The 23,426-nt window shown below is 67.0% G+C and carries 22 protein-coding genes; 14 read left to right on the top strand and 8 right to left on the bottom strand.

Features of this window, described 5'->3' with window-relative positions; translation table 11 throughout:
• Window positions 1-8 precede the first annotated feature (8 nt).
• Window positions 9-983: a LysR substrate-binding domain-containing protein gene (locus AB0J95_RS49675; protein WP_364773607.1), complete on the bottom strand. Its 975-nt coding sequence runs from the start codon at window positions 981-983 to the stop codon at window positions 9-11.
• 211 nt (window positions 984-1,194) lie between these two features.
• On the opposite strand from AB0J95_RS49675, the gene AB0J95_RS49670 reads away from it, so the two are divergent.
• Window positions 1,195-1,743 carry a RidA family protein gene (locus AB0J95_RS49670; protein ID WP_364773606.1) on the top strand — a complete coding sequence of 183 codons (549 nt, stop codon included), beginning with the start codon at window positions 1,195-1,197 and terminating at the stop codon, window positions 1,741-1,743.
• Window positions 1,744-1,845: 102 nt separating this feature from the next.
• On the opposite strand, the gene AB0J95_RS49665 is transcribed toward AB0J95_RS49670, so the two are convergent.
• Window positions 1,846-3,027, bottom strand: a complete 1,182-nt coding sequence (locus AB0J95_RS49665; RefSeq protein ID WP_364773605.1) for an indoleamine 2,3-dioxygenase — start codon at window positions 3,025-3,027, stop codon at window positions 1,846-1,848.
• Between the two features lie 218 nt (window positions 3,028-3,245).
• Between AB0J95_RS49665 and AB0J95_RS49660 the strand changes: the two genes are divergently transcribed.
• Window positions 3,246-4,766: a helix-turn-helix domain-containing protein gene (locus AB0J95_RS49660; RefSeq protein ID WP_364773603.1), complete on the top strand. Its 1,521-nt coding sequence runs from the start codon at window positions 3,246-3,248 to the stop codon at window positions 4,764-4,766.
• Between the two features lie 41 nt (window positions 4,767-4,807).
• On the opposite strand, the gene AB0J95_RS49655 is transcribed toward AB0J95_RS49660, so the two are convergent.
• A complete protein-coding gene (locus AB0J95_RS49655) occupies window positions 4,808-5,566 on the bottom strand; it encodes an SDR family oxidoreductase (protein ID WP_364773602.1) in 759 nt (252 codons plus the stop codon).
• A gap of 150 nt (window positions 5,567-5,716) precedes the next feature.
• Window positions 5,717-6,520, bottom strand: a complete 804-nt coding sequence (locus tag AB0J95_RS49650; RefSeq protein ID WP_364773601.1) for a LysR family transcriptional regulator — start codon at window positions 6,518-6,520, stop codon at window positions 5,717-5,719.
• A gap of 92 nt (window positions 6,521-6,612) precedes the next feature.
• On the opposite strand from AB0J95_RS49650, the gene AB0J95_RS49645 reads away from it, so the two are divergent.
• The 7 genes from AB0J95_RS49645 to AB0J95_RS49615 all read left to right on the top strand — a co-directional run bounded on the left by AB0J95_RS49645 (window position 6,613) and on the right by AB0J95_RS49615 (window position 12,511).
• Window positions 6,613-7,044 (top strand): nuclear transport factor 2 family protein, encoded by a 432-nt coding sequence (locus AB0J95_RS49645; protein WP_364773599.1) that lies wholly within the window; start codon window positions 6,613-6,615, stop codon window positions 7,042-7,044.
• Complete coding sequence (locus AB0J95_RS49640) at window positions 7,041-7,958, top strand: NADP-dependent oxidoreductase (protein ID WP_364773597.1); 918 nt, start codon at window positions 7,041-7,043, stop codon at window positions 7,956-7,958. Before AB0J95_RS49645 ends, AB0J95_RS49640 begins: the two co-directional genes overlap by 4 nt.
• Before the next feature lie 157 nt (window positions 7,959-8,115).
• On the top strand, window positions 8,116-8,718 hold the full coding sequence (locus AB0J95_RS49635; RefSeq protein ID WP_364773595.1) for a TetR/AcrR family transcriptional regulator: 603 nt from the start codon (window positions 8,116-8,118) through the stop codon (window positions 8,716-8,718).
• A gap of 598 nt (window positions 8,719-9,316) precedes the next feature.
• Window positions 9,317-9,484 (top strand): hypothetical protein, encoded by a 168-nt coding sequence (locus AB0J95_RS49630; RefSeq protein ID WP_364773593.1) that lies wholly within the window; start codon window positions 9,317-9,319, stop codon window positions 9,482-9,484.
• Between the two features lie 192 nt (window positions 9,485-9,676).
• Entirely contained in the window at window positions 9,677-10,300 is a 624-nt protein-coding gene (locus tag AB0J95_RS49625; RefSeq protein ID WP_364773592.1) for an isochorismatase family protein, read from the top strand.
• A 30-nt stretch (window positions 10,301-10,330) separates the two neighbouring features.
• Entirely contained in the window at window positions 10,331-11,788 is a 1,458-nt protein-coding gene (locus AB0J95_RS49620; RefSeq protein ID WP_364773590.1) for an aldehyde dehydrogenase family protein, read from the top strand.
• Window positions 11,789-11,839: 51 nt separating this feature from the next.
• Complete coding sequence (locus AB0J95_RS49615; protein WP_364773588.1) at window positions 11,840-12,511, top strand: NAD(P)-binding domain-containing protein; 672 nt, start codon at window positions 11,840-11,842, stop codon at window positions 12,509-12,511.
• A gap of 3 nt (window positions 12,512-12,514) precedes the next feature.
• On the opposite strand, the gene AB0J95_RS49610 is transcribed toward AB0J95_RS49615, so the two are convergent.
• Complete coding sequence (locus tag AB0J95_RS49610; RefSeq protein ID WP_364773586.1) at window positions 12,515-13,276, bottom strand: SDR family NAD(P)-dependent oxidoreductase; 762 nt, start codon at window positions 13,274-13,276, stop codon at window positions 12,515-12,517.
• A 54-nt stretch (window positions 13,277-13,330) separates the two neighbouring features.
• Here AB0J95_RS49610 and AB0J95_RS49605 point away from each other — a divergent pair, with 54 nt between their 5' ends.
• Window positions 13,331-13,927 (top strand): TetR/AcrR family transcriptional regulator, encoded by a 597-nt coding sequence (locus tag AB0J95_RS49605; RefSeq protein WP_364773585.1) that lies wholly within the window; start codon window positions 13,331-13,333, stop codon window positions 13,925-13,927.
• On the opposite strand, the gene AB0J95_RS49600 is transcribed toward AB0J95_RS49605, so the two are convergent.
• From AB0J95_RS49600 to AB0J95_RS49590, 3 genes are read right to left on the bottom strand one after another with little or no spacing between them, the layout of a single operon-like run.
• A complete protein-coding gene (locus tag AB0J95_RS49600; protein WP_364773584.1) occupies window positions 13,924-16,095 on the bottom strand; it encodes a xanthine dehydrogenase family protein molybdopterin-binding subunit in 2,172 nt (723 codons plus the stop codon). The genes AB0J95_RS49605 and AB0J95_RS49600 overlap by 4 nt on opposite strands.
• Window positions 16,092-17,054, bottom strand: coding sequence for a xanthine dehydrogenase family protein subunit M (locus AB0J95_RS49595; protein WP_364773583.1), 963 nt, complete (start codon window positions 17,052-17,054; stop codon window positions 16,092-16,094). Before AB0J95_RS49595 ends, AB0J95_RS49600 begins: the two co-directional genes overlap by 4 nt.
• Complete coding sequence (locus AB0J95_RS49590) at window positions 17,041-17,493, bottom strand: (2Fe-2S)-binding protein (protein WP_364773581.1); 453 nt, start codon at window positions 17,491-17,493, stop codon at window positions 17,041-17,043. Before AB0J95_RS49590 ends, AB0J95_RS49595 begins: the two co-directional genes overlap by 14 nt.
• A 332-nt stretch (window positions 17,494-17,825) precedes the next feature.
• Here AB0J95_RS49590 and AB0J95_RS49585 point away from each other — a divergent pair, with 332 nt between their 5' ends.
• From AB0J95_RS49585 to AB0J95_RS49570, 4 genes are all read left to right on the top strand, one after another.
• On the top strand, window positions 17,826-18,377 hold the full coding sequence (locus tag AB0J95_RS49585; RefSeq protein ID WP_364773580.1) for a CGNR zinc finger domain-containing protein: 552 nt from the start codon (window positions 17,826-17,828) through the stop codon (window positions 18,375-18,377).
• A gap of 73 nt (window positions 18,378-18,450) precedes the next feature.
• On the top strand, window positions 18,451-19,164 hold the full coding sequence (locus AB0J95_RS49580) for a haloacid dehalogenase type II (protein ID WP_364773579.1): 714 nt from the start codon (window positions 18,451-18,453) through the stop codon (window positions 19,162-19,164).
• Window positions 19,161-20,540, top strand: a complete 1,380-nt coding sequence (locus AB0J95_RS49575; protein WP_364773578.1) for an MmgE/PrpD family protein — start codon at window positions 19,161-19,163, stop codon at window positions 20,538-20,540. The genes AB0J95_RS49580 and AB0J95_RS49575 overlap by 4 nt, the downstream gene beginning before the upstream one ends.
• On the top strand, window positions 20,537-23,299 hold the full coding sequence (locus AB0J95_RS49570; RefSeq protein WP_364773577.1) for an AAA family ATPase: 2,763 nt from the start codon (window positions 20,537-20,539) through the stop codon (window positions 23,297-23,299). The genes AB0J95_RS49575 and AB0J95_RS49570 overlap by 4 nt, the downstream gene beginning before the upstream one ends.
• Window positions 23,300-23,426 lie beyond the last annotated feature (127 nt).

Here is a 23,426-nt window from a genome sequence, read left to right as displayed (position 1 = left end):
GCGGCGGCTCAGCGGCCCGCGTCGCCTTTGGGGCGGCCGCTGACCTGACCGTTCAAATCGGACACACCGGCAAGCGATGCCAGTGCATCGCCTCGTGGCTCGGTTGCTGTGTCTGGGTCTTCGTCGACTACAGCCGACACTGCGCGGACGAAGGCCGACACGGCCGGTGACTGCGCGCCACGCGGCCAGGCGAGGACCAGTTCAGCAGGCGTGAGGTCCTCGACTGGCACGTACGTGACCCCAGACCGACGGTTGCGGGCGGCCACCGAGGCGGGTGGGAACCAGACGGCACGCCCCAGTTCGATCAGGTTCAGCAGATGCGTCAGGTCGCGACAGGGGGCCGCGCCATCGTCAGTCGCCGGTTCGGAGGGCACCGGTCCGAGGGTGGCCGGTGTCCCGTCGGCGAGGACCTTCCCCTTCAGATCGGCCAAGCGCAATGACGGGCGACCGGCCAGTGGATCACCCGCCGCCAGCGCGACGAACCGGGGTTCGGTCAGCACCGGCCGGGTGTCCAGGCCGCGATCGTCGAACGGCGCGGGCACCAATGCGACGTCCGCCCTGCCGTCGCGCAGCGCTTGAACCTGTTCACCGAGGTCACCGAGCATCAGTTCGACCGGGCGAGGGTTGCCGTCACGGTGGTAGGCGGCCAACACACGAGGAAGCAGTCCCCCGTCGTAGTCGACCTTCACCGCCAGCCGCAGCGTCGCGTCGCCTTGTCCGGCGCGCTGGGCACGGCGTGTCGCCGCGGCAATGGAATCCAGCACCAGCCGGGCGTCGCGCAGCAGAACCTCGCCGGCAGCGGTCAGCCGAACCTGACGGGTGGTGCGCTCCAGCAACGCGACACCCATCATGCGCTCCATGTCGCTGATCGTCCGGGACAGGGGTGGCTGTGCGATGGACAACCGTTCGGCCGCCCGTCCGAAATGCAGCTCCTCCGCGACCGCGACGAAGTACCGGAGTTGACGGACATCAAGCTCATTCATACCCGTACGATATCAACACTTATCAGAATGGTATTTCACAATATCGGCAAGATCTTGTTGACTGGACCGGGCGCCTCATTGGCAACTCAAGCCTCAGGCGGGCACCCACGCGAGTTGCGACACCTTCAGGCGGATTGGTGACAACAACTCGCCAGTCCATAGCCAGTAATCACTTTATGCCTTCTGGCACCGTCACTTAATCGGAGAAACCATGAATGACCCAAGCGCTCCCGCGCACCAGCCCGCCGCCAAGTCCCAGCCCGGCCTGATCGGGCGGCGGCCACTGCTTGCCGGAGTCGCGGGCGTGGTCGCGGGTGGAGCCGCCGTCGCGGCGACGACCGGCGAGGCTGAAGCCTCCCGGCGTTCCTACGAAGTGATCAACCCGGCCGATATCCCCGCGCCGCTCGGCTTCTCCCACGGCATCGCGGTCGAGGCCCGCCGGACGGTGCTGCTGGCCGGTCAAGTCGGTCAGAACTTGGACGGCAGCTGGGAAATCGGTGTCGTGGCCCAGTACGAACGCGCCCTGCGTAATTTGCTCAGCGTCGTGCGACAGGCCGGTGGCAAGCCGAAGCATCTGGTCAGCCTGACGATTTTCGTCACGGACTTGCCGCAGTTCCAGGCGCACTACGACGAGATCCAGGCCGTGTGGCAACGATTGGTCGGACCGAACTTTCCGGCGCAGGCAGTAATCGCGATCAGCCGGCTCTGGTTCCCCGAAGCGCTGATGGAGATCCAGGGCACAGCGGCTCTGTTCGACTGACGACATGCCCGAACCTGACGCTGCGGCGGCGTACCATGGTGTGCCGCCGCGGCGTCACCAGGATCCGTTACCGCCATGCGGATGAACTGCGGCGACAGCGGCTCATCCGAGTTCCCGTGCCCGCGTCTCATCCCTGGACGTGGCCAGCATCCGGACGAACTCGGTGCCACCGGTGCCCTTGCCCGCACGGTCACGACGTTCGAAGCGCCCGATGTACTTCCCCGCCAAGCCAAGATGCCGGGCCCGCAGGTCGCTCATCGCGTGAACGCAGGCGGTGTAGGCCCCTGTCAATTGTGGACGGTCAAGTCGTCGGCCGACCAAGTCGTACACCGACGGACCGGATTCCAGATCCGCCAGGAATCGCCGGTGCGGCGATGGCATGTACGCGCGCATCCCACGCAGGAACGTCCCGGCCGGCGTGGGATCGTGCCAGATCCCCAACCCGGCGTCAAAGGCTTGGATCAACGCGCTCTGCGCCGCGCTGCCACCGGCGAACACCAACGGCTCGTCGTGAACACCTTCGTAGATCACGCCGGGCTGCGGCCAGCCACTGAGATACCTGCGCACTCGATGGTAGAAGACGTAAGGATCACACCAGCGTTGCACGTCAAGCAACGCCCGGGTGGTCGCCCGGATCACCGGTTCGATCCGAAGCAGATCGACCGCGAGCCGGTCCGCGTCGCCCGCCGCGACCGCGTGCTGGGCATCCACCAGCAGCGGCAACGCCGGGGCACCCGCCAGTTCGACGCCGACCGTGGCGAGATAGAACCACTTCTCGTCCACTCCACCGAGAAAGGTCAGCTGAGTGTCGATGTTGGTCATGCCCAACGGTTCGTCCGGTGTCAGCCTGCGCCAGTTGTTCAGCACGATCGACGAGTGCGTGATGACCGGCGGCCGGTCGAGCAGTGTGGCAACGTGATGCCATGGGACAGCGAGCACAGCGGGAATCCGCTGCCGCGGTTGCGGCTCGGCCCAGACGTAAGCGTTGCCCAGGCACGAAAGCAACAAGTACGCGCGTTCGAGCTCAGGCTCGCCGAGCCCGTCGGGGGACAGCTCAGGCATCGTTTCGACCGCCGCGCACAACCGTCCGGTCATGATCAGCGGTGAGATGTCCCTTGCCAGTCGCTCCCATGGCGCGAATCGCTCGTCCAAAGCCGGCACCGGATCGACTACCGGCAGAAACCCTAGTTCCGCGTCCACCGAGTAATCCTTGAGGCCGTGCACCTGTGGTTGGCCGGTCATCGCCTCCGTCGCGTCGCTCTCGGGCCTACGCGCCAACGCCATGTGCCGCTCCGTTCGTGACATGGGTGGCGGAGCACCAGTGTCGTTCGGCAGTCCGCGCCAACCATGATCAGCTCCCGACGTGGTGCGGCGATAGGTGTACGCGCACAGCATCGGGCGGCGGAGGCGCGCGAATCGCACAGCGCCCTCCAAAATTTTGGGAAGCCCCTGGTGAACACCGGTGGGTAGCATTCGCTCGCGGACGCTGACAAGGAGACGACGTGCACCCGACCGCTGCCGAGCTGGCCGACGCGCTTGGTCGTGCAGTGCTGCGCGTGGTCGCCGACGGTGGACAGCCGATCAGGAACGTGGCCATATACGACCCCGCTGAGCCGCCGATCGCCGCGCAGGGAACACTGCTGCTCGCTCCAGGGGTCGCAGTCGCGGACCAGGCGGCACTACTTCGCGGCCATTCCGCCGTGGTCTTCCGGGCATCCGTACCTGTCAGTGAAACCCTGCTGCGGGCCAGTGCGGAGCACCAGGTGGCGGTGCTTGAACTCGCGGCCGGGGTCGGATGGACCCGGATAGCCGACGACGCACGTTCTGTCATCGCCGCGCGATCGGCAGAACGCAGCACATCCGACGGGCCGCCGGCCGGTGACCTGTTCTCCACATTGGACGCGGCCGCAGCGCTACTGGACGCGCCAGTCATCTTGGAGGACACCAGGCTCACCGTCCTGGCCTGGTCGGACCGGCAGGACGAGGCCGACGACGAACGAGTAGCCGCAATCCTGGACCGGCAGGCTCCCGACTGGCTCGTCGACACGCTCGAAGCCCGCGGTGTGCTCGCTCGCCTCGCCGCATCAGACGAGCCGATGTTCGTCGAACCCGCTTCCGCGCAGGCGAAACCAAGGATGGCCACCGCTGTCCGGGCAGGCGGGGAACTGCTCGGCTACCTCTGGGCGACGTCGGCAGAACCCTTCGACGTCCTGCGGCGCAACGACTTCGCCCAGATTGCCAAGGCAGTCGCCCGAGTGCTTCGTACCGGACCGGCGGTCCACCATGCCGACGTGGTGACGGCCCTGTTCTCCGGCCGTGACAGCCACCGCGCGGCCGCCGTACTCGGTGTCGCCGCAACCAGGCTCACCGTCCTGGCCGTCCGGCCGGCCGTCGAGTTCAGCACCGACCGCCGCCGCATCCTGGATCCGCTCACCCTCCACCTGTCCATCAGCCACGCCCGGACAGTCACGACGTTCTTCGAGGGAACCGCATACGCCCTCTTGTCGTGGCCGTCCACGGTGGACGCCGTAGCGGGCACAAAACGGCTCGCTGAAGGCTTTCTGCGGCGTATGGGCCACGGGCGTGGCTTCGTAGTCGCTGTCGGGCTCGCCGATTCTCCCGACGAGGTCAGCGCCGCCAAGGACGAAACGGATCTCGTGCTGCGCATACTCCTGGAGAATCCCGGAACGCCCGCTGTGGCGGCATTCGCCGACATCCAGGGCCTCTACGTGTTGTCCGAACTCGCCGCCGCGCTGCGGCACGCAGACCGCCGGCTGGACGGACCGGTCGACCGGCTCGCCGACCACGACCGCGAACAGCACACCGATCTGTTGCCAACCCTCAGGGCGTATCTGGATTTCTTCGGCGACGTGAAACGTGCTGCCGAACACCTTCACGTGCATCCCAACACGTTCCGCAACCGGCTGCACCGCATCCACGAGCTGACCGGCTTCGACGCGGCCGACCCGGACGCCCGGTTCCTCGCCGAGCTACAGCTTCGTCTGCAGCCACCAGCAAAGTGACGCCGTCCGGCCAAGCGTCGAAGCGGAGGCGTCCCTCGCGGTCAGCCGGCGATGACGGCTGTGGTGGTACGTCCACCGTCGACGTCGATCACGACGCCGTGCACGAACGCTGATTCGTCGCTGGCGAGATAGACCGCGGCGTTGGCGATCTGGTCCGGAGTGCCGCTCATGTTGGCCGGTGTGCCCCGCATCATCGCGGTGCCCGGGTCGTTGCCGGCGTCCTCGCTGACCGAGCCGGGCGAGATCGCGTTGACCCGCACACCGGATGGCCCGTACTCGGCAGCCCACATCCGGGTCAGGGTTTCCATCGCGCCCTTGGTCGACGCGTACAGCGCGGCGACCGGGATGCCCAGCCGGGCGATCCACGAACCGAGGTTGATGATCGCTCCCGATCCTCGTGCGGCCATCGCCGGCGCGATGATGCCGGTGAGGAAGAACGGGGTCTTCACGTTGACCGCGTAGACCCGGTCGAAGGTGGCTTCGTCGGTGTCCGCCGTGGTCGGTCCGGGGAAGATACCCGCGTTGTTGACCAGCACGTCGATATCCGCACCCAGCGCTTCGGTGGCCTCGGTCGCCAGTCGGCGTGCCGTCTCGGCAGTGCCGTCCAGCTCGGCCGGGACGAAGACCGCGCGGCCGCCCGCGCCGGTGATCTCGGCGATGACCTTTTCACCGCGGACCTGGTCACGGCCGCTGACCGCCACCGCGGCGCCTTCCGCGGCGAAGGCGATCGCGATCGCCCGCCCGATGTTGCTCGTCGCGCCCGTGACCAGCGCGGTCTTGCCACTCAAACGCCCGCTCAATGAGTCCCCACATCCTTGGAATGGACTATACGGTCCACCACGCTACACGCCACTGGACCGCCCGGTCCAGTGGCGTAGGGTTCGCCACATGGCAACACCGGCGACGTGCGGCTCTCCGGCGCCCTTAGTTGACAGGCTGCGGTTGTGTGGTCACGCCGTCGCGGAAACGGGGGCGACGCGGCGGGCTGCGCGGGCGAACGCCGCGACCTCCGCGCGTGGACTGTCCTCGAGCCAGCCCAAGGCAAGCGTCGTCGCCGGGAGGTCGGTCACGGGGAGGCCGACGATCCCCGGCGTGAGGCGTTCGGCGACCGTCTCACCGACGACCGTGACCAAAAGACCGAGCGCCACACGATCGAGGGCTTCGTCCAAACCGGACGGTGGGCACGGCTGGTATGCGGGGTCGTCGCTCAGGTCGTGGATGGTCACGGCCCGGCGGCGAGTGAGGGGGTGGTCGCGCGGTAAGAGGGCCAGTGGGCGTTCCTCGGCCACGGCAAGGGTTCGCAAGCCTGAGAGGTCGTCCGTCCCGACGCAGAGCAGCGCGATATCGGCCGTCCCGTCGCGGACGGCCGTGACACTGTCGGACGTGAAGATGAACTCGGGCTCGGCCCCGTCGTAGGCACGGACAAGGTCGGCCAGCAGCCCGGCACCGGCGCCCGGGCGTGCGGCCACGACGAGCCGGCCCGGCTGCGCCGCCTGCTGGGTCCGCCGTACCGCGAGGTCAAGACCCCGCAGAAGGTTCCGGCACTCGTCGAGGAGGACCCGGCCCGGTGCGGTCAGCTCAACGTGACGGCTCGTGCGCGCCAGCAGACGCACGCCCAGGCGCCGTTCGAGGCGGGAGATGGCACGGGAAAGGGGCGGCTGCGCGATGCCCAGCCGCTGCGCCGCCCGGCCGAAGTGCAACTCCTCGGCCGCCGCGATGAAGTACTCGAGTTCCCGGGTCTCCAACCGATCCATACCACCAAGGTATCGCCGCGTACCGGAACGGTCATCGCTCTCAGCGCGTGGCGTTGGTCAACTGGGGACAGGCGCTACGGAAGGAACAGCCGATGACCGACGAGCGCGAGGTCCAGGAAGTCCTCGCCCACTACGTCCGCGCGACCGATCGCCGCGACGGCAAGGCACAGGGCGCGTTGTTCACCGACGACGCGGTGGTCCAGATATACGCCAAGACACCCTCCGGGGACTACGAACCCGTGGGCGGGCCCCTCATCGGAGGTTCCGGGGTCGAGTACGCCGTCGCCAACTTCATGCCTCCGCACCCGCCGGGCGGGTCCAGCCACCACACGACAACCGACCACCTCGTCCAGGTCGATGGCGACGGCGCACATCTCAACGCCCAGTTCATCGTCTTCGAGGTCCGGCCCGGGGCGATCCGCCCCATCGAGTCCGGGTACTACGACACGGAGCTGTGCCGGATCGACGGAGGATGGAAGATCGTCCGCCATCACGTCCTGATGGACGTCCCGGTGTCGCGATGAAAGCGATGGTCTACCGCCGCTACGGCGGTCCCGAGGTCCTCGAACCCGCCGAGTTGCCGGACCCCAAGACGCATGTGGACTCGGTGCTTGTGCGCGTCCGCGCTGCCGCACTCAACCCCGCCGACCTGGCGCTGCAGGCCGGAGCGCTTGCCGAAGCGGTCGAGACGTACTTCCCGGTCGTGCCCGGCTGGGACGTCGCGGGCGTGGTCGAGCGAGCCGGGCCGGCGGCCGGCGAGTTCGCTCCCGGTGACGAGGTGATCGGCTACCTCCGCGGCGAAGTGCAGCGTGCCCACGGCGGCCTGGCCGAACTGGTCTCGGCCGACGTGCGCAGCCTCGTCCGCAAACCGTCCACGATGAGCTTCGCCGAGGCCGCCGGCCTGCCGCTCGCGGGGCTGACCGCCTACCAGGCCGTCGTGCACGCCCTCGACATCCAGCCGGGAGAGCTGTTGCTGGTGCACGGTGCCGCTGGTGGAGTCGGCTCGCTCGCCGTCCAGATCGCCCGTGTTCGCGGCGCGCGGGTCATCGGCACCGCCTCCGCTCGCGACCACGACTACCTGCGCTCGCTCGGCGTCGAACCGGTCACCTACGGACCCGGCGCCACTGAGCGCATCCGGCACCTCCCAGTGGACGCCGTGCTCGACACCGCGGGCAACGGTGCCCTGAGCGCGACTCCCACCCACCCCGGCGTCCGCGTAGCCTCCATCGCGGAAATCGGATCTCCTGGTGTCACCGCGGTGTTCTGCCGCCTCGACCGGGTGGATTTCCAGGCAGTAGCCGACCTCGCCGAGACAGGCACGCTGACCGTCCGAGTTGGTGAGACCTTCCCGTTCGACCGCGCCGCCGACGCGCAACGCGCCCTCTCGAAGCGCTCCAGATCCGGCAAGATCGTCGTGCTCGGTCCCGGTTCGTCATAGGCCGGCGCGGATGGCCGCCCAGAGAGTCGTAAACGGTTGTGCGCCGCACCTCCTCTGCACCGAGCCCTCGACTCCGCCAAGAGCCGCCGCTAGCGGCTCTTGGCCCTGACCTGATACCTGGCTGGACTGCACGGTCCAGCGATGTAGGGTTTGACACGTGACGACGACGCCGATAACGGAGAAAGGGATCGCGACGCGCAGCCGGATCGTGCGTGCCGCCGCGGACCTGATCCTTGAGCGTGGCGCCCGTGGTACGAGCCTTGACGATATTCGCGGGGCGACGAATACGAGCAAAAGCCAGCTCTTCCACTACTTCCCAGGCGGCAAGAGCGACCTGGTCGACGCCGTCGCCGCGCTGCAGACCGAACGCGTGCTCGAGGCCCAGCGCCCGTTCCTTGACCACCTCGACTCCTGGGAGTCATGGGAGGGCTGGCGCGACGCGCTCCTCGCGCACTACGAGGCGCAGCCGCATTGGGGCTGCCCGATCGGCGCGCTCAGCGCGGAGCTGGCCCGCACCGATCCGGACCACGCCGCCGCGGTGATCGCTCACATGGAGCGCTGGCGCGGTTATCTGGAGGCAGGCCTGGCTCGTATGGCCGGCGCCGAACTGCTGCGGCCGGGCACCGATCCCGGCTTCCTCAGCATGAAGATCTTCGCCGCCCTGCACGGCGGCCTTGCCCTCATGAACACGTTCGAGTCCCTCGAGCCGCTTCGCGCCGGCTTGGACGCCGGCCTCTCCGCTCTGCGCGACGCCGCCTGACCCTCCTGCGACGACGGGCACGTAGGTACCGCTATCAGTTGTCTGCCCATGTCGGGGCACGCCACGTTCGCCGCATCCTCGTGTGCACGATCACTCGACGAGGAGGACTCGATGGCGGTCGAATTCTGGACGCCCGTACTGGGACCTACCCCGCGCAGTTGTCCAGGAGATATCGAACGGCCGTTTCGTGCTGAGCATCGGCCGTGATCTTGTCGGCTCCAACCGGAGCCCGTGGTGACGCCGTGATCGGGTCGATGCGACGCACGAGAGTCGACGTCGATCCAAGACCTTCTGATCGCAGCGGTCGACGTTCTCACTGGGCGACTGCTGTTCGCGGTGACAACGAGTTCTGTGGACATCACCGCACCGCATTGTCCACAAGTCGTCATCTTTCTTGACTATATAGTTTAGTGACTATAGCGTCGGCGGCGCGGCCGGTTCGAGCCAGGACTGGTGTCGGCATGCCGAAGGAGAACGACGATGACGCGACGCGTTACCGCGATGACCGTCTCCGAATCGCGAGCACAGTTCGTGTGGAACGACGTTGTGATTGACGATCCCCGGGCGGACGAGGGCTCGGGCATCGTGGAGAGTGTTGGTGCGGGAACGCAACACCGTCGTGGTACCTGATGTGGCACCTGCGCTACTCGCACCTCTTGGTTGCGGCATCCAGACCGGACTCGGCGCGGTCCTCAACGTGCTCGCATCCGGAGCGGCAGCGCTGTCGCTGTGTTCGGCGCTGGTGCGGCCGGACTGGCGGCGGTGATGGCCGCGGCATTGCTGCCGGTGCGCGGGCTGATCCTCGTGGACATCCAGGACTCCCGCCTCGAACCGGCGAAGCGGCTCGGAGCGACCGAGGTCGTGAACTCCCGGTCGGGCGATCCGCCGGCATCGTGCGGCCTCCGGTCGGTACTCACATTTTCCAACAGGCACAGGGGTCTATCGAAGGAGAGGTGCCATGACCACCAAGGCTTTCCACGACAGGCTCACCCCGGACAACGCCGCCGTGCTCCTGGTCGACCATCAGGTCGGCCTCTACAGCGGCGTCCGGGACATCTCGCTGCAGGACCTCAAGCACAACGTCACCGGCCTGGCCAAGGCGGCCCAAGTGTTCGGCATGCCACTTGTGGTCACCACGACCGCGGCGCAATCCATGTGGGGACCGCTGATCCCGGAACTCACGGACGTGCTCCCCGACAGCCTGGAGGTCGTCGACCGCAGCTCGGTCAACGCCTGGGACGACGAACGCATCCGCGACGCCGTGGCCGCCACCGGCCGCACCAAACTGATCATCTCCGGCATCTCGCTCGAGGTCTGCGCCGCCTTCCCCGCCATCGCCGCACTCGCCGACGGCTACGACACCTATGTCACCCTCGACGCCTCCGGCACCTTCTGGCAAGCCAAGCGCGAAGCCGGCCTGCTGCGGATGCAGCAAGCCGGGGTCATCGTCAGCGACTACTCCACCCTCATGGTCGAAGCACTCGCCGACAACGCCAACCCTCTCGCTGCCGATGTCTACGCCGCGCTCGACATGCCGTTCGCCAAACTCGTCGGCCAGATCGCCAGCGCCTACACCAAGTAACCCCTTCCCATCACGGAGGCGACAGTTGCGATGAGCACAGACCCGCACTACTCACCGCTCATCAACGGCGAATTCACCGCGTTCACCGACGAAACGTTCCCTGCCACCGAAGCCGCTACCGGAAGGCAACTGGCCACCATTACCCGATCAGGCAAGGCTGAGATCGACGCCGCCGTCGCCGCGGCCAAGGGCGCCTTCCCCGCGTGGGCGGCGACTCCCGCGGCCGAGCGCGCCAAGCTGTTGCTGAAGGTCGCCGACTGGCTGGAGGAGAACACGGGACGGCTCGTCGAGATCGACGCGCGTGACATCGGCCGCACGGTCTTCGAACTACCGCAGGACTACCGGCAGGCTATTGGCCAGTACCGTTTCTTCGCGGCTGCGATCCTGACTCACGACGGCTGGAACAACGTCGTTCCGGGCGGATGGGCGATCGCCAAGCGCGAGCCATACGGCGTCGTCGGGCAGATCATCCCATGGAACGTCCCGGCCATCATGGTCAGCTTCAAACTCGCTCCCGCGTTGGCCGCGGGCAACACCGTGGTCCTCAAGCCAGATGAGAACGCCTCATTGTCCACAATGGAACTGGCCAGGCAGCTGGCGGAGATCTTCCCGCCCGGCGTGGTGAACGTCGTGCCCGGTTTCGGAGAGGAGGCCGGAGCGGCACTGACCGCCCACCCGGACGTCGCGAAGCTCGCCTTCACCGGATCGTCCGAGGTCGGCCGGATGATCGCGCACGCGGGCGCCTCAAGGCTGGTGCCCGTGTCGCTGGAACTGGGCGGCAAGAGTCCGAATATCGTCTTCCCGGACATCGACGATATGGACGCGGTGGTCGACAACACCGCGTTCGCCGCCACGTTCTGCAACGGGCAGTCTTGTCTGGCGGGTACACGGTTGTTCGTCCACGATGAGATCTACCCGGAGTTCATGGCGAAGCTGACCGCCGCGTTCCAGCACATCCGGGTCGGCTCGCCACTCGCCCCGGCCACGCGTCTCAGTTGCCTGATCTCTGAGAAGCAAGGCGAGCGCGTCATGAAATACATCGAGACCGGCAAGACCGAAGCGAATCTGGTCACCGGCGGGCATCGCGTTGAGGTGCCCGGTCACCAAGCGGGCTGGTTCGTCGCGCCGACCATCTTCGAGACGGCCAACAGCACCAGGATCGCGCAGGAGGAGATCTTCGGGCCGGTGCTGTCGGTGATCCGGTGGAAGGACTTCGACACGATGATCCACGAGGCCAACGACGTCGTCTACGGTCTCGCGTCCGGCATCTACACGTCGAACCTCCGCAACGCCATGCGCACGGCGGACCGGCTGCAAGCCGGGCAGGTGTGGGTGAACCAGTATGTGAACCTGGTCGATGGCTCACCGTTCGGCGGTTACAAGGACAGCGGGCTGGGCCGTGAGGTCTGCAAGGAGACGCTGGACATGTACACCCAGCTGAAGTCGATCATGCTGGCCGAACAGGTTCCTCCGCCGTTCTACGCATGAGCTGACGCCGTCGACTTCCTTACCTGCTCGTTCCGCGCGGAAGGAGATCCCATGAACAACACCATCACCGTTGTGGGCGCCGGCAACATGGGCCGCGCCATTGCCCGCCGCTACGCCGTCGGCGGAGCCGACGTCCTTCTTGTTGACATGGACGCCGATCGTGCCGCGGATGTCGCGGCGCAGATGACCGACGATGCGCTGGGACGGGTCACCGCACGCCCGCTGGGCGAAGCGCTCGACAGCGACATCGTTGTGTTCGCAACGTGGTTCCCGCAGACGTTGGAACTGCTGAGCACGCACGCCGGCCCCTTGTCGGACTCGGTGGTCGTCGACATCTCGAACCCGCTGAACGACACTTTCGACGACCTCACCACAGCCTGGGGCTCCTCTGCCGCCGAAGAACTCGCCGTCAAGGCTCCCGGTGTCCGCTTGGTCAAGGCGTTCAATACCGTCTTCGCCCCGGTACTGATCGACGGCGCGATCGACGGCGTCCCACTGGATGTCTTCGTGGCCTCCGACCACGAGGACGCGAAGCGCGCGGTAGTGGCGTCGCTGGAGGGCACGGGCTTGCGCGCCATCGACGCCGGTGGACTGTCCGCCGCGCGTACCCTGGAGCGGCTCACGTTGCTGCAGATCGGCATCCAGAACCGCTTGGGCCTCGAATTCCGTACGGCCGTCAAGGTTCTGCCCCACGTGTACACGACCGAAGCGGAATCGGCCTGATGCCTACGTCAAAGCCACCCCGGTGATGTCGGCGCAGATCCTGAGCAGACCGTCCTGGACGGTGGGGTCCGAAGCGGCCGGGTGGGTCTGCCTCGGCTTACGGTGGTAGTAGTAGCCGCCGGTACCGGGATTGTCCGTGGTCGCCAGCCACACCTGTGTGTCCGGTGCCAACGACATGTCGTCCGGCGCTCCCGGTCCGCCCATCTTGGTGGGCACCCATCCTGGCTCAAGAGCGTTCGACAGCACGTCGGGCCACAACCGCGCGACCGCGAACGCGAGCACGACATCCCATAGCTTCGAGTCGGAATACGCCTGCATACCGTCCCACCGCCGGTGTTCCCACTGCAGATCGCCCAGGTCCGGGTCGCCGCCCCGGTGCATGCCGGAACTGAGGTAGATCAACCGGTCCGGACGATCCACCACGGCGGTGAGCAGGTACGGCGCCAGGACATTGATCGCGAACACGTGGGCCAGCCCGTCGACGGTCTCGATCCGGCGACGTTCCCGGTATCCGACCCCGGCGTTGTGCACGACGACGTCGAAACGACCGGTCGCGTTCGCCTGGTCAGCCACTGCCCTGGTCTCCGCGATGCTGGCCAGGTCGCCCACGACCGCGCCGGCCGCCCCGGGCGCCGCTCGCAACGCATCCTGGGCCCGCGCATCGCTACGGGCGTGCAGAACGACCTCGTGGCCGAGGCCGATCAGCCGCTGCGCCACCATCCGGCCGAGGCCGTCGGCGGATCCAGTGATCAAAACACGTTTCATGACATCACCATCCATGACCTGTCGCGCTGTCCACATTCGTCTAACGTGACCCCGGTGAGCAGCAGTTCAACGCCCGTCGAGGACCACCCCAAGCGAGCCGCCGTGCTGGACGCGGCTCTTGCGGTGTTCGGGCGGTTCGGGTTCCGCAAGACGTCGATGGAGGCGGTGGCCAAGGCGGCCGGGATCTCCAGGCCGGGGCTGTACCTGTTGTTCCCCAACAAGGAACAGCTCTACCGGGCCACCATGCAGGGCGTCATGGAAGGTGCCCAGCGGGACATGGAGTCCCGGTTCGCCGATGACACCCTGAGCTTTGAGGACAAACTCGTCGAGGCGTTCGACGCGCTCATGGGACTGTACGTCGAGTCCCAGGTTTCCCGTGACCTGGCCGCACTTCTGGCCGGCAGCGGACCCCAGCTGGGCTCCATGTTCGGCGACTACCAGGACAAAGCCCAAGCGACGATCACCGCACAGATCAAGAACCAGGCTCCTGCCGGCCTGCTCACCGCCCGGTGCACGGCGCAGGACGTCATGGACCTGCTTTACGCCGCCGCGCTGACCTGGAAATCGTCCGCGGCCACTCGTGACGAGTTCCGGGAACGGGTCAGGCGCGCCACACAGCTGATCTGTCGAAGTCAGGGACAACACCGCTAGTCCAGAAGGTCCTCGATGGTGATGGGGATGTGGCGAACCCGGATGCCAGTGGCGTTGTAGACGGCGTTGGCCACGGCAGCGGCCATCCCGACTGTGCCTACCTCGCCGAGGCCCTTGGCCCCACTGGGGTTGTGCAGAGTGTCCGGATACTGCACAAAGTGGACATCGACATCCGGGATGTCCGCGTTCACCGGCACCAGGTAGCCGGCCAGGTCACCGTTGGCCGGACGGCCGTCCGGCTCGATGTCCAGACGTTCGTGCAAGGCGGCTGAGACGCCCCAGATCATGCCGCCCATGATCTGGCTGCGGGCGGTTTTCTCGTTGATGATCCGGCCCGCGTCGAACACGCCGAGCATCCGGGTCACGCGGGTCTCTCGGGTCAGCTTGTGCACGCGGACTTCGACGAACTGGGCGCCGAAGGAGCTGAATGAGTGCTTGGTCAGCTCCTCTCCCGGCGCCGACGAGCCCCTTGCCGTGATCGACTCGCGGCCCATCTCCCGGAGCAGTTCCCCGAACTTCGTTGACCGGCCGTCAGCGTGCACACGGCCGTCCGTGTAGGTGACCTCCTGGCCGGCGAAAGGAGCTCCTGGCGATGACGCCAGGCCCAGGAGGTCGTCGATCACCTGGGCCGCGGCGATCATGATGGCTGAGGCCACGCTCGCCGTCCCGGTCGAACCGCCGGACAAGCCACCCGGTGGCAGTGCGGAGTCGCCCAGCAGAGGGGTGATCCGGTCGGCCGGGACGGCCAGTGATTCGGCGCCGATCAACGACATCACGGTCAGCAGCCCGGTTCCGGGGTCCGCGCCGCCGGTCGAGACCACCGCGGTCTCATCGGCCCGCAGTGTGATCATCACGGTGGCCGGGAATCGCATCGCCGGGTACATGGCTGTCGCGGTGCCCATGCCGACCAGCCAGTCGCCGTCCTCGCGTCCTTCCGGTGACCGGTTCGTCCACCCGAAGCGTCCGGCGCCGATGCGGTAGCACTCCTCGAGGTGCTTGCTCGACCACAGCAGATCGCTCCCCGCCGGAGCGGTCGAACTGTTGCGCAGGCGCAGCTCGATCGGGTCCATGTGCAACGCGACGGCCAGTTCGTCGATCGCGCTTTCCAACGCGAACGAGCCAGGCCCCTCCCCCGGCGCCCGCATGATCGACGTCGGCGGGATGTTCAGCGGCACCATCTTCTGGCTGATGGCCAGGTTCGGGATCGCGTAGGACTTCGGGGTCATCGTGTGGGAGGTCGGTTCGACGTATGACCGGTCCATCGGTGTGCCGGACCACGAGTCATGGCGCAGGGCCATCAGCGTGCCGTCCACCGACGCGCCGAGGGCGATCTTCTGCAGCGTCTCCGGGCGGTTCGCGGTGGCGGTGAACACCTGTTCCCGCGTGAGCACGACCTTCACCGGCCGGTTCAGCGCCCTGGCCGCCGCCGCGGCCAGGAACGCGGCGACCGACACGCGCGCTTTGCCGCCGAAGGCGCCGCCGACAAACGGGCTCAGCACACGAACCGACGACGCGTCGACGTCCAGCGCGCTGGCCAGCTCCGCCGCCTGCATGCCGGCCATCTGGTTCCCGCAGTGGACAGTCAACTCGCCGGACTCCCACACCGCGATCGCGGAGTGTGGCTCCATCGCGGCGTGGTTCTGCGTCGCGGTCGAGTACGTGGCCTCCACGACCACCGGGCTGGCAGCCAGCGCCTCCTGGATCGACCCGACACCAGACGCGAGTTCGACGACGACTGGCGGTTCACCTTGCGCTGTCGGCGGCGCGTCCTCGGCCGAGTCGAGGCTGTCCCGCAACGACGTGGCGGCCGGGCGTGGCTGGTAGGTGACATCGATGAGCGACTCGGCATTCCGGGCCTGCTCGAACGTCTCCGCCACTATCAAACCGATCGGCTGGCCGTAGTGCGCGACCTCGGCGTCTTGCAGGGGAACCCACGTATGTCCGAACAGCATGCTCGTCGCAGTGCGCAGCTTCAGTGGGTTGAACGGCGAGTACACGTCGATCACACCGGGTGCGCTTTTGGCCCAGGCGGTATCCATGGCCATGACTTGACCGTGCGCGATGGTACTGACCACGACGTGTCCGTAGACCATGCCGGGAAGACTGTTGTCCGCCCCGTACTTCGCCCGGCCGGTGACCTTCGGCGGGCCATCCACCCGGCTGGTCATGTGCGGCTCCCATCAGTCACTTCGAGCAGCGCGCGGACAATGGTCCGCTTCAGCAGAGATACCTTGAAGCCATTCCCGGGCAACGGTTTCGCGCCTTCAGCGGCAACACCAGCGGCTTGCTCGAAGGCGGTCACGGTCGGCGGGGCACCGCGCAGGGCGGCTTCGACCTGACGCAGTCGCCACGGCACTGTGGCCACGCCACCGACCGCCACTCGCGCGTCGACAATGCGCGAGTCCTGGATGTGGAGTGCGACCGCGGCGGAACAAAGCGCGAATTCGTAGGATCGCCGGTCCCTGACCTTGACGTACGTCGACTGTTGCGCCCAGTCCAGGCGAGGCACGATGACCTCGGTGATCAGCTCACCGGGCCGTAGGTCGTTCTCCAAGCCAGGCGTGTCACCCGGCATGCGGTAGAAGTCCGCCAGCTTGACCGTCCGTGCCTCCTGCGCGCTGACCAGCCGGACTTCGGTGTCAAGCGCGACCAGGGCAACTGCCACGTCGCTGGCGTGCGTCGCCACACACGAGTCGCTCGTGCCCAGGATGGCGTGCATCCGGTTCGCACCCGTGGCAGCCGGGCAACCGCTACCCGGTTCGCGCTTGTTGCACGGCATGGCCACATCCCGGAAATAACCACATCGGGTGCGCTGCAACAGGTTCCCGCCGATGCTGGCCATGTTGCGCAATTGCTGTGATGCGCTCAGCAACAAGGCACGCGAGATCATCGGGTACACGCGGGGATGGGCGGCGATGTCACTCATCCGTTCCAGCGCCCCGAACCGCAGCCCGTCCACCGAGTGGATACCACGCAGAGGCAACGCGTTGATGTCCAGAACGTGCAGTGGCGTAAGGACATTCAACTTCATCAGGTCGACAAGGGTCGTCCCGCCCGCGACATAGGTGCCGGTCCCGGCCAATGCGGCCTCGACTGTGCTGGGCGCGGTCAGCTCAAACGGTCGCATCGGCCCGCCTCGCCTGCTCGACCGCCGCGACGATGTTGGGATACGCCGCACAGCGGCAGATGTTGCCGGACATGAACTCCCGGACATCCGCCACGCCCTGCTCGACGGCGGCGACCGCGGACATGATCTGGCCGGACGTGCAGAACCCGCACTGCAGGGCGTCCTGCTCGACGAACGCCCGCTGGACCGGGTGCAACTCGTCTCCGTCGGCGAGCCCGTCCACAGTGGTCACGGGCTCGCGCACGGTCGCGGCAAGGGTGAGACACGACAGCACCGGCCGACCGTCCACGTGCACAGTGCAAGCGCCGCACTGACCTCGGTCGCAGCCCTTCTTCGGTCCGGTGACGCCCAGGCGCTCACGTAACGCGTCCAGGAGGGTGACGCCGGGATCCGCGCTCAGCTGTTCGGCTTTGCCATTGACCACAAGACAGATGTCCACTGGATCTCTTTCCCGCTCACAGTCCACATCGGAAGACTGCCGGCGCGGAAGCCCCGCCGACCAGCTACGAGCGACACGTTAGACAAGTTGCGCAAAGTTGTCTATATCGACAATGTTCATGACGATATGTCCTGGCGGCCACATGCCCGCACCGCGCCGCCATCATCACCGCAAGAGACCTGAACAACAACGGTCAAGCGCACAACGGGCCATGGCGAATTGACGCCGCACCGAGTGACCCGCGGCGATCCTGGTGGTACCCAGCACCCGGCTGCCATTGGTATCCTGACCTTAACTACTGAACTGTAGATGTCCGGATGTCAGGAGTCAACGTGGCGTTGAGTGATTACACGGGTCGAGCCGTGTTGACCGCGGTCGACCTGATCAACAGTCATGACGTGATGACCGGAACGGACACTCTGACATCCGGGGTCGAGGCCACCGAACTGCTCCGCCGACGCGGCTGGGTGGTGGACCGCCCATTGTCGGCCGCCAACCTGCAGCGGCTGCGCGGCCTGCGGCCACGGTTGCGGTTCGTCTTCGGCAATCCAGCCGCGCGCAAATCGGTCGAAGACCTCAACAGGCTACTCCACGAACTGCAGGCCCAGCCACAACTGACCGATCACGACGGTGCGTGGCACTGGCACTACGCCCGCCCCAAGGCCCCACTCGCCGAACGGGTGGCCACGACCTGTGCGATCGCCCTGCTGACTGTCATCGCCGATGGTGATACGTCGCGGCTGAAAGTCTGCGAAGGCACCGATTGCGCGAATGTCTTCGTCGACGCATCGCGGCCGGGCTCGCGGCGGTTCTGCGACTCGAAGGGCTGCGGCAACCGGGCACACGTCTCGGCCTACCGCGAGCGCAAGAAGCAAGCGACATGAGTTATTAGCTATTGACTACTGACAGACCGGCTGCCTACCGTGAGGCGAACCGACGCCACACAGGGAGGCACGTATGGCCGCACCGCTGCCCGTGACGCCCCGGCTGATCACCTTCGACACCTACGGCACCCTCATCGACTGGGACTCTGGGCTCCGCGCCTACATCGGGAAGTTCCTCGCCGCCAAGGGAGCGCGGCTCGACGTGCGCACGTTCTATGAACGCTGGTACTACGGCCATGCGTTGCCCGCGGTGTCAGGTCCATTCAAGATCTACCGCCGTCTGCTGGAACACACGATGGCCGCGGCCTTGGCTGAAGTCGGCGTTCCAGCAGACCCCAAGGAACTCTCCGCGCTCGGCGACGTGATGGCCGAGGCCGAGCCCTTCGCCGATGCGGTAGCTGTCCTCAACGAACTCAGGCATCACGTGCCTCTGGCCACGATCTCCAACAGTCAACGCGACATCATCCAGAGTAGCGCCAAGAAGCTGGGTGACCCGTTCACCTACGTCTTCACGGGCGAGGTGGTCGAGGCGTACAAGCCCGACCCAGCGCTGTTCGAGTTGGTCCTCGACCGGGCTGGGGTTCAGCCGCACGAAGCGGTGCACGTGGCCCAATCGCAGTATGTTGATCTCCCCCGCTCGGTACCGATGGGCATTCCGACGGTGTGGATCAACCGGCAGGGCCAGCAACGCGAACCGGAAACGCCTGCGCCCACCGCCGAACTGCCAGACCTGCGTGGTTTGCCTTCCCTGCTTGGATATCCACACCGGAACGGAAGTCAGCTGTGACCATCACGCCGACCCGGCAACTCATCGAGAGTCTCGGTGTCTTCGCCTACGACAAACTCCCCGGTCCGGTGATCCGGCAGGCAAAGAACGCGCTCTACGACAGCATCGGCGCGTTGCTGGCCGCGACCTCACGCCGCTACCCGATCATGTCGCTGCTGGAGAACATGGTCCGTGACGCCGGAGGAACGCCGGAATCGCGACTTGCCGGCTCAATGCTGCGCACCAATGCCGCCACCGCGGCGTTGGCCAACGGGACGCTGGCCTACTACTGCGACATCGAAAGCCATCACCCGTCCGCGAACGTGCACGCCATCGCCGTGGTGGGCCCGGCGGCCCTCGCTGTCGGTGAACGCCAGCGATCACGCGGTGCCGACGTCCTGTCCGCCATCGTGGCCGGAATCGACGTGGCCGCTCGCGTGAGCTACGCCCTGGGCCCCGCCGCTCAATACGCGCGGGGGTTCCATCCGACGACCGTGGCCGGCGCATTCGGCAGTGCCGTGGCCGCCGGTCTCCTGCTCGGCCTCGACGACGAACAGTTCCGCAATGCGTTCGGCCTGGCGGGAACGAGCGCGTCCGGACTGCTGTCGTGGGTTGATGATCCGACCGAACAGTCACGCCCGCTGAACATCGGACTGGCCGCGCAGGCCGGGGTCCAGGCGGCCTTGCTCGCGGCGACCGGATTCCGCGGGCCAACTGATGTCTTCGGTGGCAAGTACCCTTTCGGCAAGGCATTCACCGGCCAGTGGGACCAGGACGCGCTCATGGCGGGCCTCGGCGAACGCCACGAGGTGGGCCACCTGTTCTTCAAACGCAACTCCTGCTGCGTGTTCATTCCGGCCAGCCTCGACGGACTGCTGGACATTCTCGGCTCCGAGGGCGTCGCCGCCGAGGACATCGCCTCCGTGCACATCCGCGCGCCCCGGTCGGCCTATCACGTCATCGACGGCAATCCGTTGCGGTCCCACTGTGTCCAGTACGTTCTCGCCGTCGCCGCTCACCGCGGGCAGGTCGGCTTCGACGACATCATGAATGACCGCCGCACCGAACCGGCCGTCGCCTCGCTCGCGGAGAAGATCACCATCGAGGGGGACGACTCCTTCGACCAACGCGCGGGTGGGCTCCGCCAGTCGGTCGGCTCCATCACGACGGTCACCACCAACAGCGGCGCGACATTCGTACGAGACGTCGAGTTTCCGCTCGGTGCGGCCGAGAACCCCCTGTCGGAGAACGACCTTGAGCGAAAGTTCATCGGGCTCACCGCGGACGTCGTCGATCCCGGCCAGGCCAGTCGGATCAAGCACGCCATCGAGCGACTCGACACCATGGCGGACATCAACGAGCTGACCCGGCTGCTTGAACCAAGGTTCATCGAATGATCGAGCAAGACGGTGTGCATCTCCTCGGACGGGAGCACGAGCGGGAACGCCTGCACGCGTTCCTCGACGAGATGCGTCACGCAGGCGCCAGCCTGATCGTGGCCGGTGAGCCGGGCATCGGCAAGAGCGCCCTTGTGGCGGACGCACTGCGTCATGCGGAGGCAGAAGGGTTCCTCGTCCTGCGGGCCTCCGGCGTGGAGTACGAGGCCGACGTCAGTTTCTCTTGTCTCAACCAGGTTTTCCTGCCCGTGCTGGATCACGTGGACAACCTGGCACCGGCACTGGCCGACGCGTTGCGGGTCGCCTTGGGATTCGGCACCGGCGCTCCCCCGGAGCGGCTGTTGGTGTGCAACGCGGCGCTGAGCCTGCTTTGTCGCGCGGCAGACAATCGCCCGGTTCTGATCGCCCTTGACGACCTGCAATGGGTCGATCGGGCCAGCGCCGCCGTGCTCACGTTCATCGCGCGGCGTCTCAAATGTGCCCGCATCGGGTTTCTCGCTGCGGTGCGCACCGAGGCCGGCAAGTACTTCGAACATGGTGACCTGCCCACGCTCCTGGTCGAACCGCTCGACGATACGGCGTCCGCCGACCTGATGGACGCCCGCTTTCCCCTGCTGCGTCCGCGCCTGCGCCAGCGGCTTCTGGCTGAGGCTCAAGGCAATCCGCTCGCGATCCTGGAACTGCCGGGCGCGGTGTCGAGCACCGCGCCCCCGCCGCGGACCGGTGTGCTGCCGTTGACGGCGAGGCTACAAGCCCTGTTCGCGTCTCGGATCGGCGTGTTACCCGACGCGACGCGACAGCTTCTTCTCGTCGCCGTGCTGGACGGGACCGGTGACTTACGGGTGTTGGAAAAGGCATGTCACGGCGCCATGGCGGCGGGCGGGCTGGACGCGGCCGAACGCGTGCAGCTCATCACCGTCGACGACGCCACAGCACGCCTGACCTTCCGCCATCCCCTCATCCGGTCCGCTCTCGTCGAGGCGTCCACTCACACTGAGCGAAGACAGGCGCACGAGTCGCTGGCCGACGCGCTGCCGCACGACGTCGAACGGCGGGCGTGGCACCTGGCCGAGGCTGCCATCGGGCCTGATGCCGCCGTCGCGCAGCTACTCCATGACGCGGCCCGGGACATGCTTCGCCGGGGAGACTCCGTCGGTGCGGTGTCCACATTGACCAGAGCCGCCGAGCTGAGTGTGGACGACAGCGATCGCAGCAAGCGGCTGGCGGAGGCCGCGTACATCGGTGCCGAGATCAACGGTGACCTCCAGGCGGCGGAAAACCTGCTCGCGGACGCCCGGCGCATCGAGCCCGATCTGTCGACCTCACTGCTGGCCGCCTGTGCCGCGGTGTTCCTGATGCTCAACGACGACGGTGATGTCGCGACCGCGCACCGCCTGCTGGTCGCCGCGATCGAGCACGGATCACACGGGTACTCCGCTTCCGACGGGTCTCTCGTCGAGGCCATGCACACCCTTCTGTTGCTCTGCTGGTTCGGGGGACGGCCAGAGCTCTGGGAGCCGTTCCATCGCATGCTGGACCGGATGCAACCCGCTCCTCCGGACGTGCTCGCGTACGCGAGCATGACGTTCCCCGACCCGGTCCGGACCGCTGTCATGTCGCAACCGGACGCACCAGCGATCTACGCCAGCCTGGTCACCGAACCCGACCCCACCCGGGCGGTGCGCATCGCCACCGCATCGGTCTACATCGACCGCCTCGCCGACTGCCGCGAGAAGTCCTGGGCGACGGTGCGGCAAGGCCGTGAGGGTGGCCCGGCCCGGCGGTATCTCGGAGCGCTGAAGCACCTGTGCCTGGACGCGTACCTCAACGGGCGTTGGGACGAGCAGCAAGCACTGGCCGACGAAGCGCTCGAAGTGTGCGCCGCCACTGGGTTCCCCTTCTTCTCGTGGTACTTCTGGTACCACAAGGGCCTGGTGGCCGCGGTGCGTGGACAGCACGACGTCGCGTCGGAATGGGCGGCGAAAACCCTGGGCTGGGCGGCACCGCGCGGCGTTCACAGCGCGGAGGTGTTCGCACACCACTCCGAGGCGCTTTCCGCGCTGGGGCAAGGCGAATTGGAACGTGCCTACGAACACGCCACCGCAGTGAGCCCGCCTGGTGTGCTCGCCTCACACGTGCCGCACGCCACCTGGGTGATGTACGACGTTGTCGAGTTGGCCACCAGGCTGGGCCGCACGGCGGACGCTCGCGCCCACGTGCAGGCCATGCGGGACGCAGATGTCGGTGCCATCTCCCCACGGATGCTGATGCTCCAGCGGGGCGCGACAGCTCTCGTCGCCGCGGACGATGAGGCGATCGAACTGTTCCGCGCGGCGTTGAGCACGCCCTCGTCCGAATCGTGGCCGTTCGAGCGGGCACGGATCGAACTGGCCTACGGCGAGCGGCTACGCCGGATGCGGATGGTCGTGGACGCGCGAAGACCATTGCTTTCCGCGCTTGAGGTGTTCCAACGGCTCGGCGCGCATCCATGGGTCACGCGAACCCACACGGAACTGCGAGCCTCAGGTCATCAGGCGCCCAGAGCACCGAGGGACGCCAGAGACCAGCTGACCGCGCAGGAGCTCGAGATCGCGAAGCTGGCGGCGCGCGGGCTGTCCAACAAGGAGATCGGCGCGAAGCTGTTCCTTTCGCACCGCACCGTGGGCTCGCACCTTTACAAGACCTTTCCCAAGCTGAAGATCACGTCGAGGGCGGCTTTGCGGGACGCACTGGCCACCCTCGAACTTCAGGAGGGCTGACCGCGCCCCGGCTCCTTGGGCCGGTCACGGTTCTGTGCCACACCGAGCACTCTGCCCGGTCCGCGTCCGGTCGCGCATCAGTCGTTTGACTCAAAGCGCACCCGCGATGACCTAATGCCGTACCCCC

Origin of the sequence: Actinocrispum sp. NPDC049592 (genome assembly GCF_040675465.1) — a bacterium.
GTDB lineage: Bacteria > Actinomycetota > Actinomycetes > Mycobacteriales > Pseudonocardiaceae > Kibdelosporangium.
The sequence above is the reverse complement of the archived record's forward strand: the minus strand, read 5'-3'. Positions and strand labels throughout refer to the sequence as shown.

Excerpts from the sequence above, each read along its gene's own strand:
- AB0J95_RS49675 (WP_364773607.1), bottom strand. The coding sequence starts at position 983 with ATGAATGAGCTTGATGTCCGTCAACTCCGGTACTTCGTCGCGGTCGCG.
- AB0J95_RS49670 (WP_364773606.1), top strand. The coding sequence starts at position 1,195 with ATGAATGACCCAAGCGCTCCCGCGCACCAGCCCGCCGCCAAGTCCCAG.
- AB0J95_RS49665 (WP_364773605.1), bottom strand. The coding sequence starts at position 3,027 with ATGGCGTTGGCGCGTAGGCCCGAGAGCGACGCGACGGAGGCGATGACC.
- AB0J95_RS49650 (WP_364773601.1), bottom strand. The coding sequence starts at position 6,520 with ATGGATCGGTTGGAGACCCGGGAACTCGAGTACTTCATCGCGGCGGCC.
- AB0J95_RS49645 (WP_364773599.1), top strand. The coding sequence starts at position 6,613 with ATGACCGACGAGCGCGAGGTCCAGGAAGTCCTCGCCCACTACGTCCGC.
- AB0J95_RS49640 (WP_364773597.1), top strand. The coding sequence starts at position 7,041 with ATGAAAGCGATGGTCTACCGCCGCTACGGCGGTCCCGAGGTCCTCGAA.
- AB0J95_RS49625 (WP_364773592.1), top strand. The coding sequence starts at position 9,677 with ATGACCACCAAGGCTTTCCACGACAGGCTCACCCCGGACAACGCCGCC.
- AB0J95_RS49620 (WP_364773590.1), top strand. The coding sequence starts at position 10,331 with ATGAGCACAGACCCGCACTACTCACCGCTCATCAACGGCGAATTCACC.
- AB0J95_RS49615 (WP_364773588.1), top strand. The coding sequence starts at position 11,840 with ATGAACAACACCATCACCGTTGTGGGCGCCGGCAACATGGGCCGCGCC.
- AB0J95_RS49610 (WP_364773586.1), bottom strand. The coding sequence starts at position 13,276 with ATGAAACGTGTTTTGATCACTGGATCCGCCGACGGCCTCGGCCGGATG.
- AB0J95_RS49600 (WP_364773584.1), bottom strand. The coding sequence starts at position 16,095 with ATGACCAGCCGGGTGGATGGCCCGCCGAAGGTCACCGGCCGGGCGAAG.
- AB0J95_RS49595 (WP_364773583.1), bottom strand. The coding sequence starts at position 17,054 with ATGCGACCGTTTGAGCTGACCGCGCCCAGCACAGTCGAGGCCGCATTG.
- AB0J95_RS49580 (WP_364773579.1), top strand. The coding sequence starts at position 18,451 with ATGGCCGCACCGCTGCCCGTGACGCCCCGGCTGATCACCTTCGACACC.
- AB0J95_RS49570 (WP_364773577.1), top strand. The coding sequence starts at position 20,537 with ATGATCGAGCAAGACGGTGTGCATCTCCTCGGACGGGAGCACGAGCGG.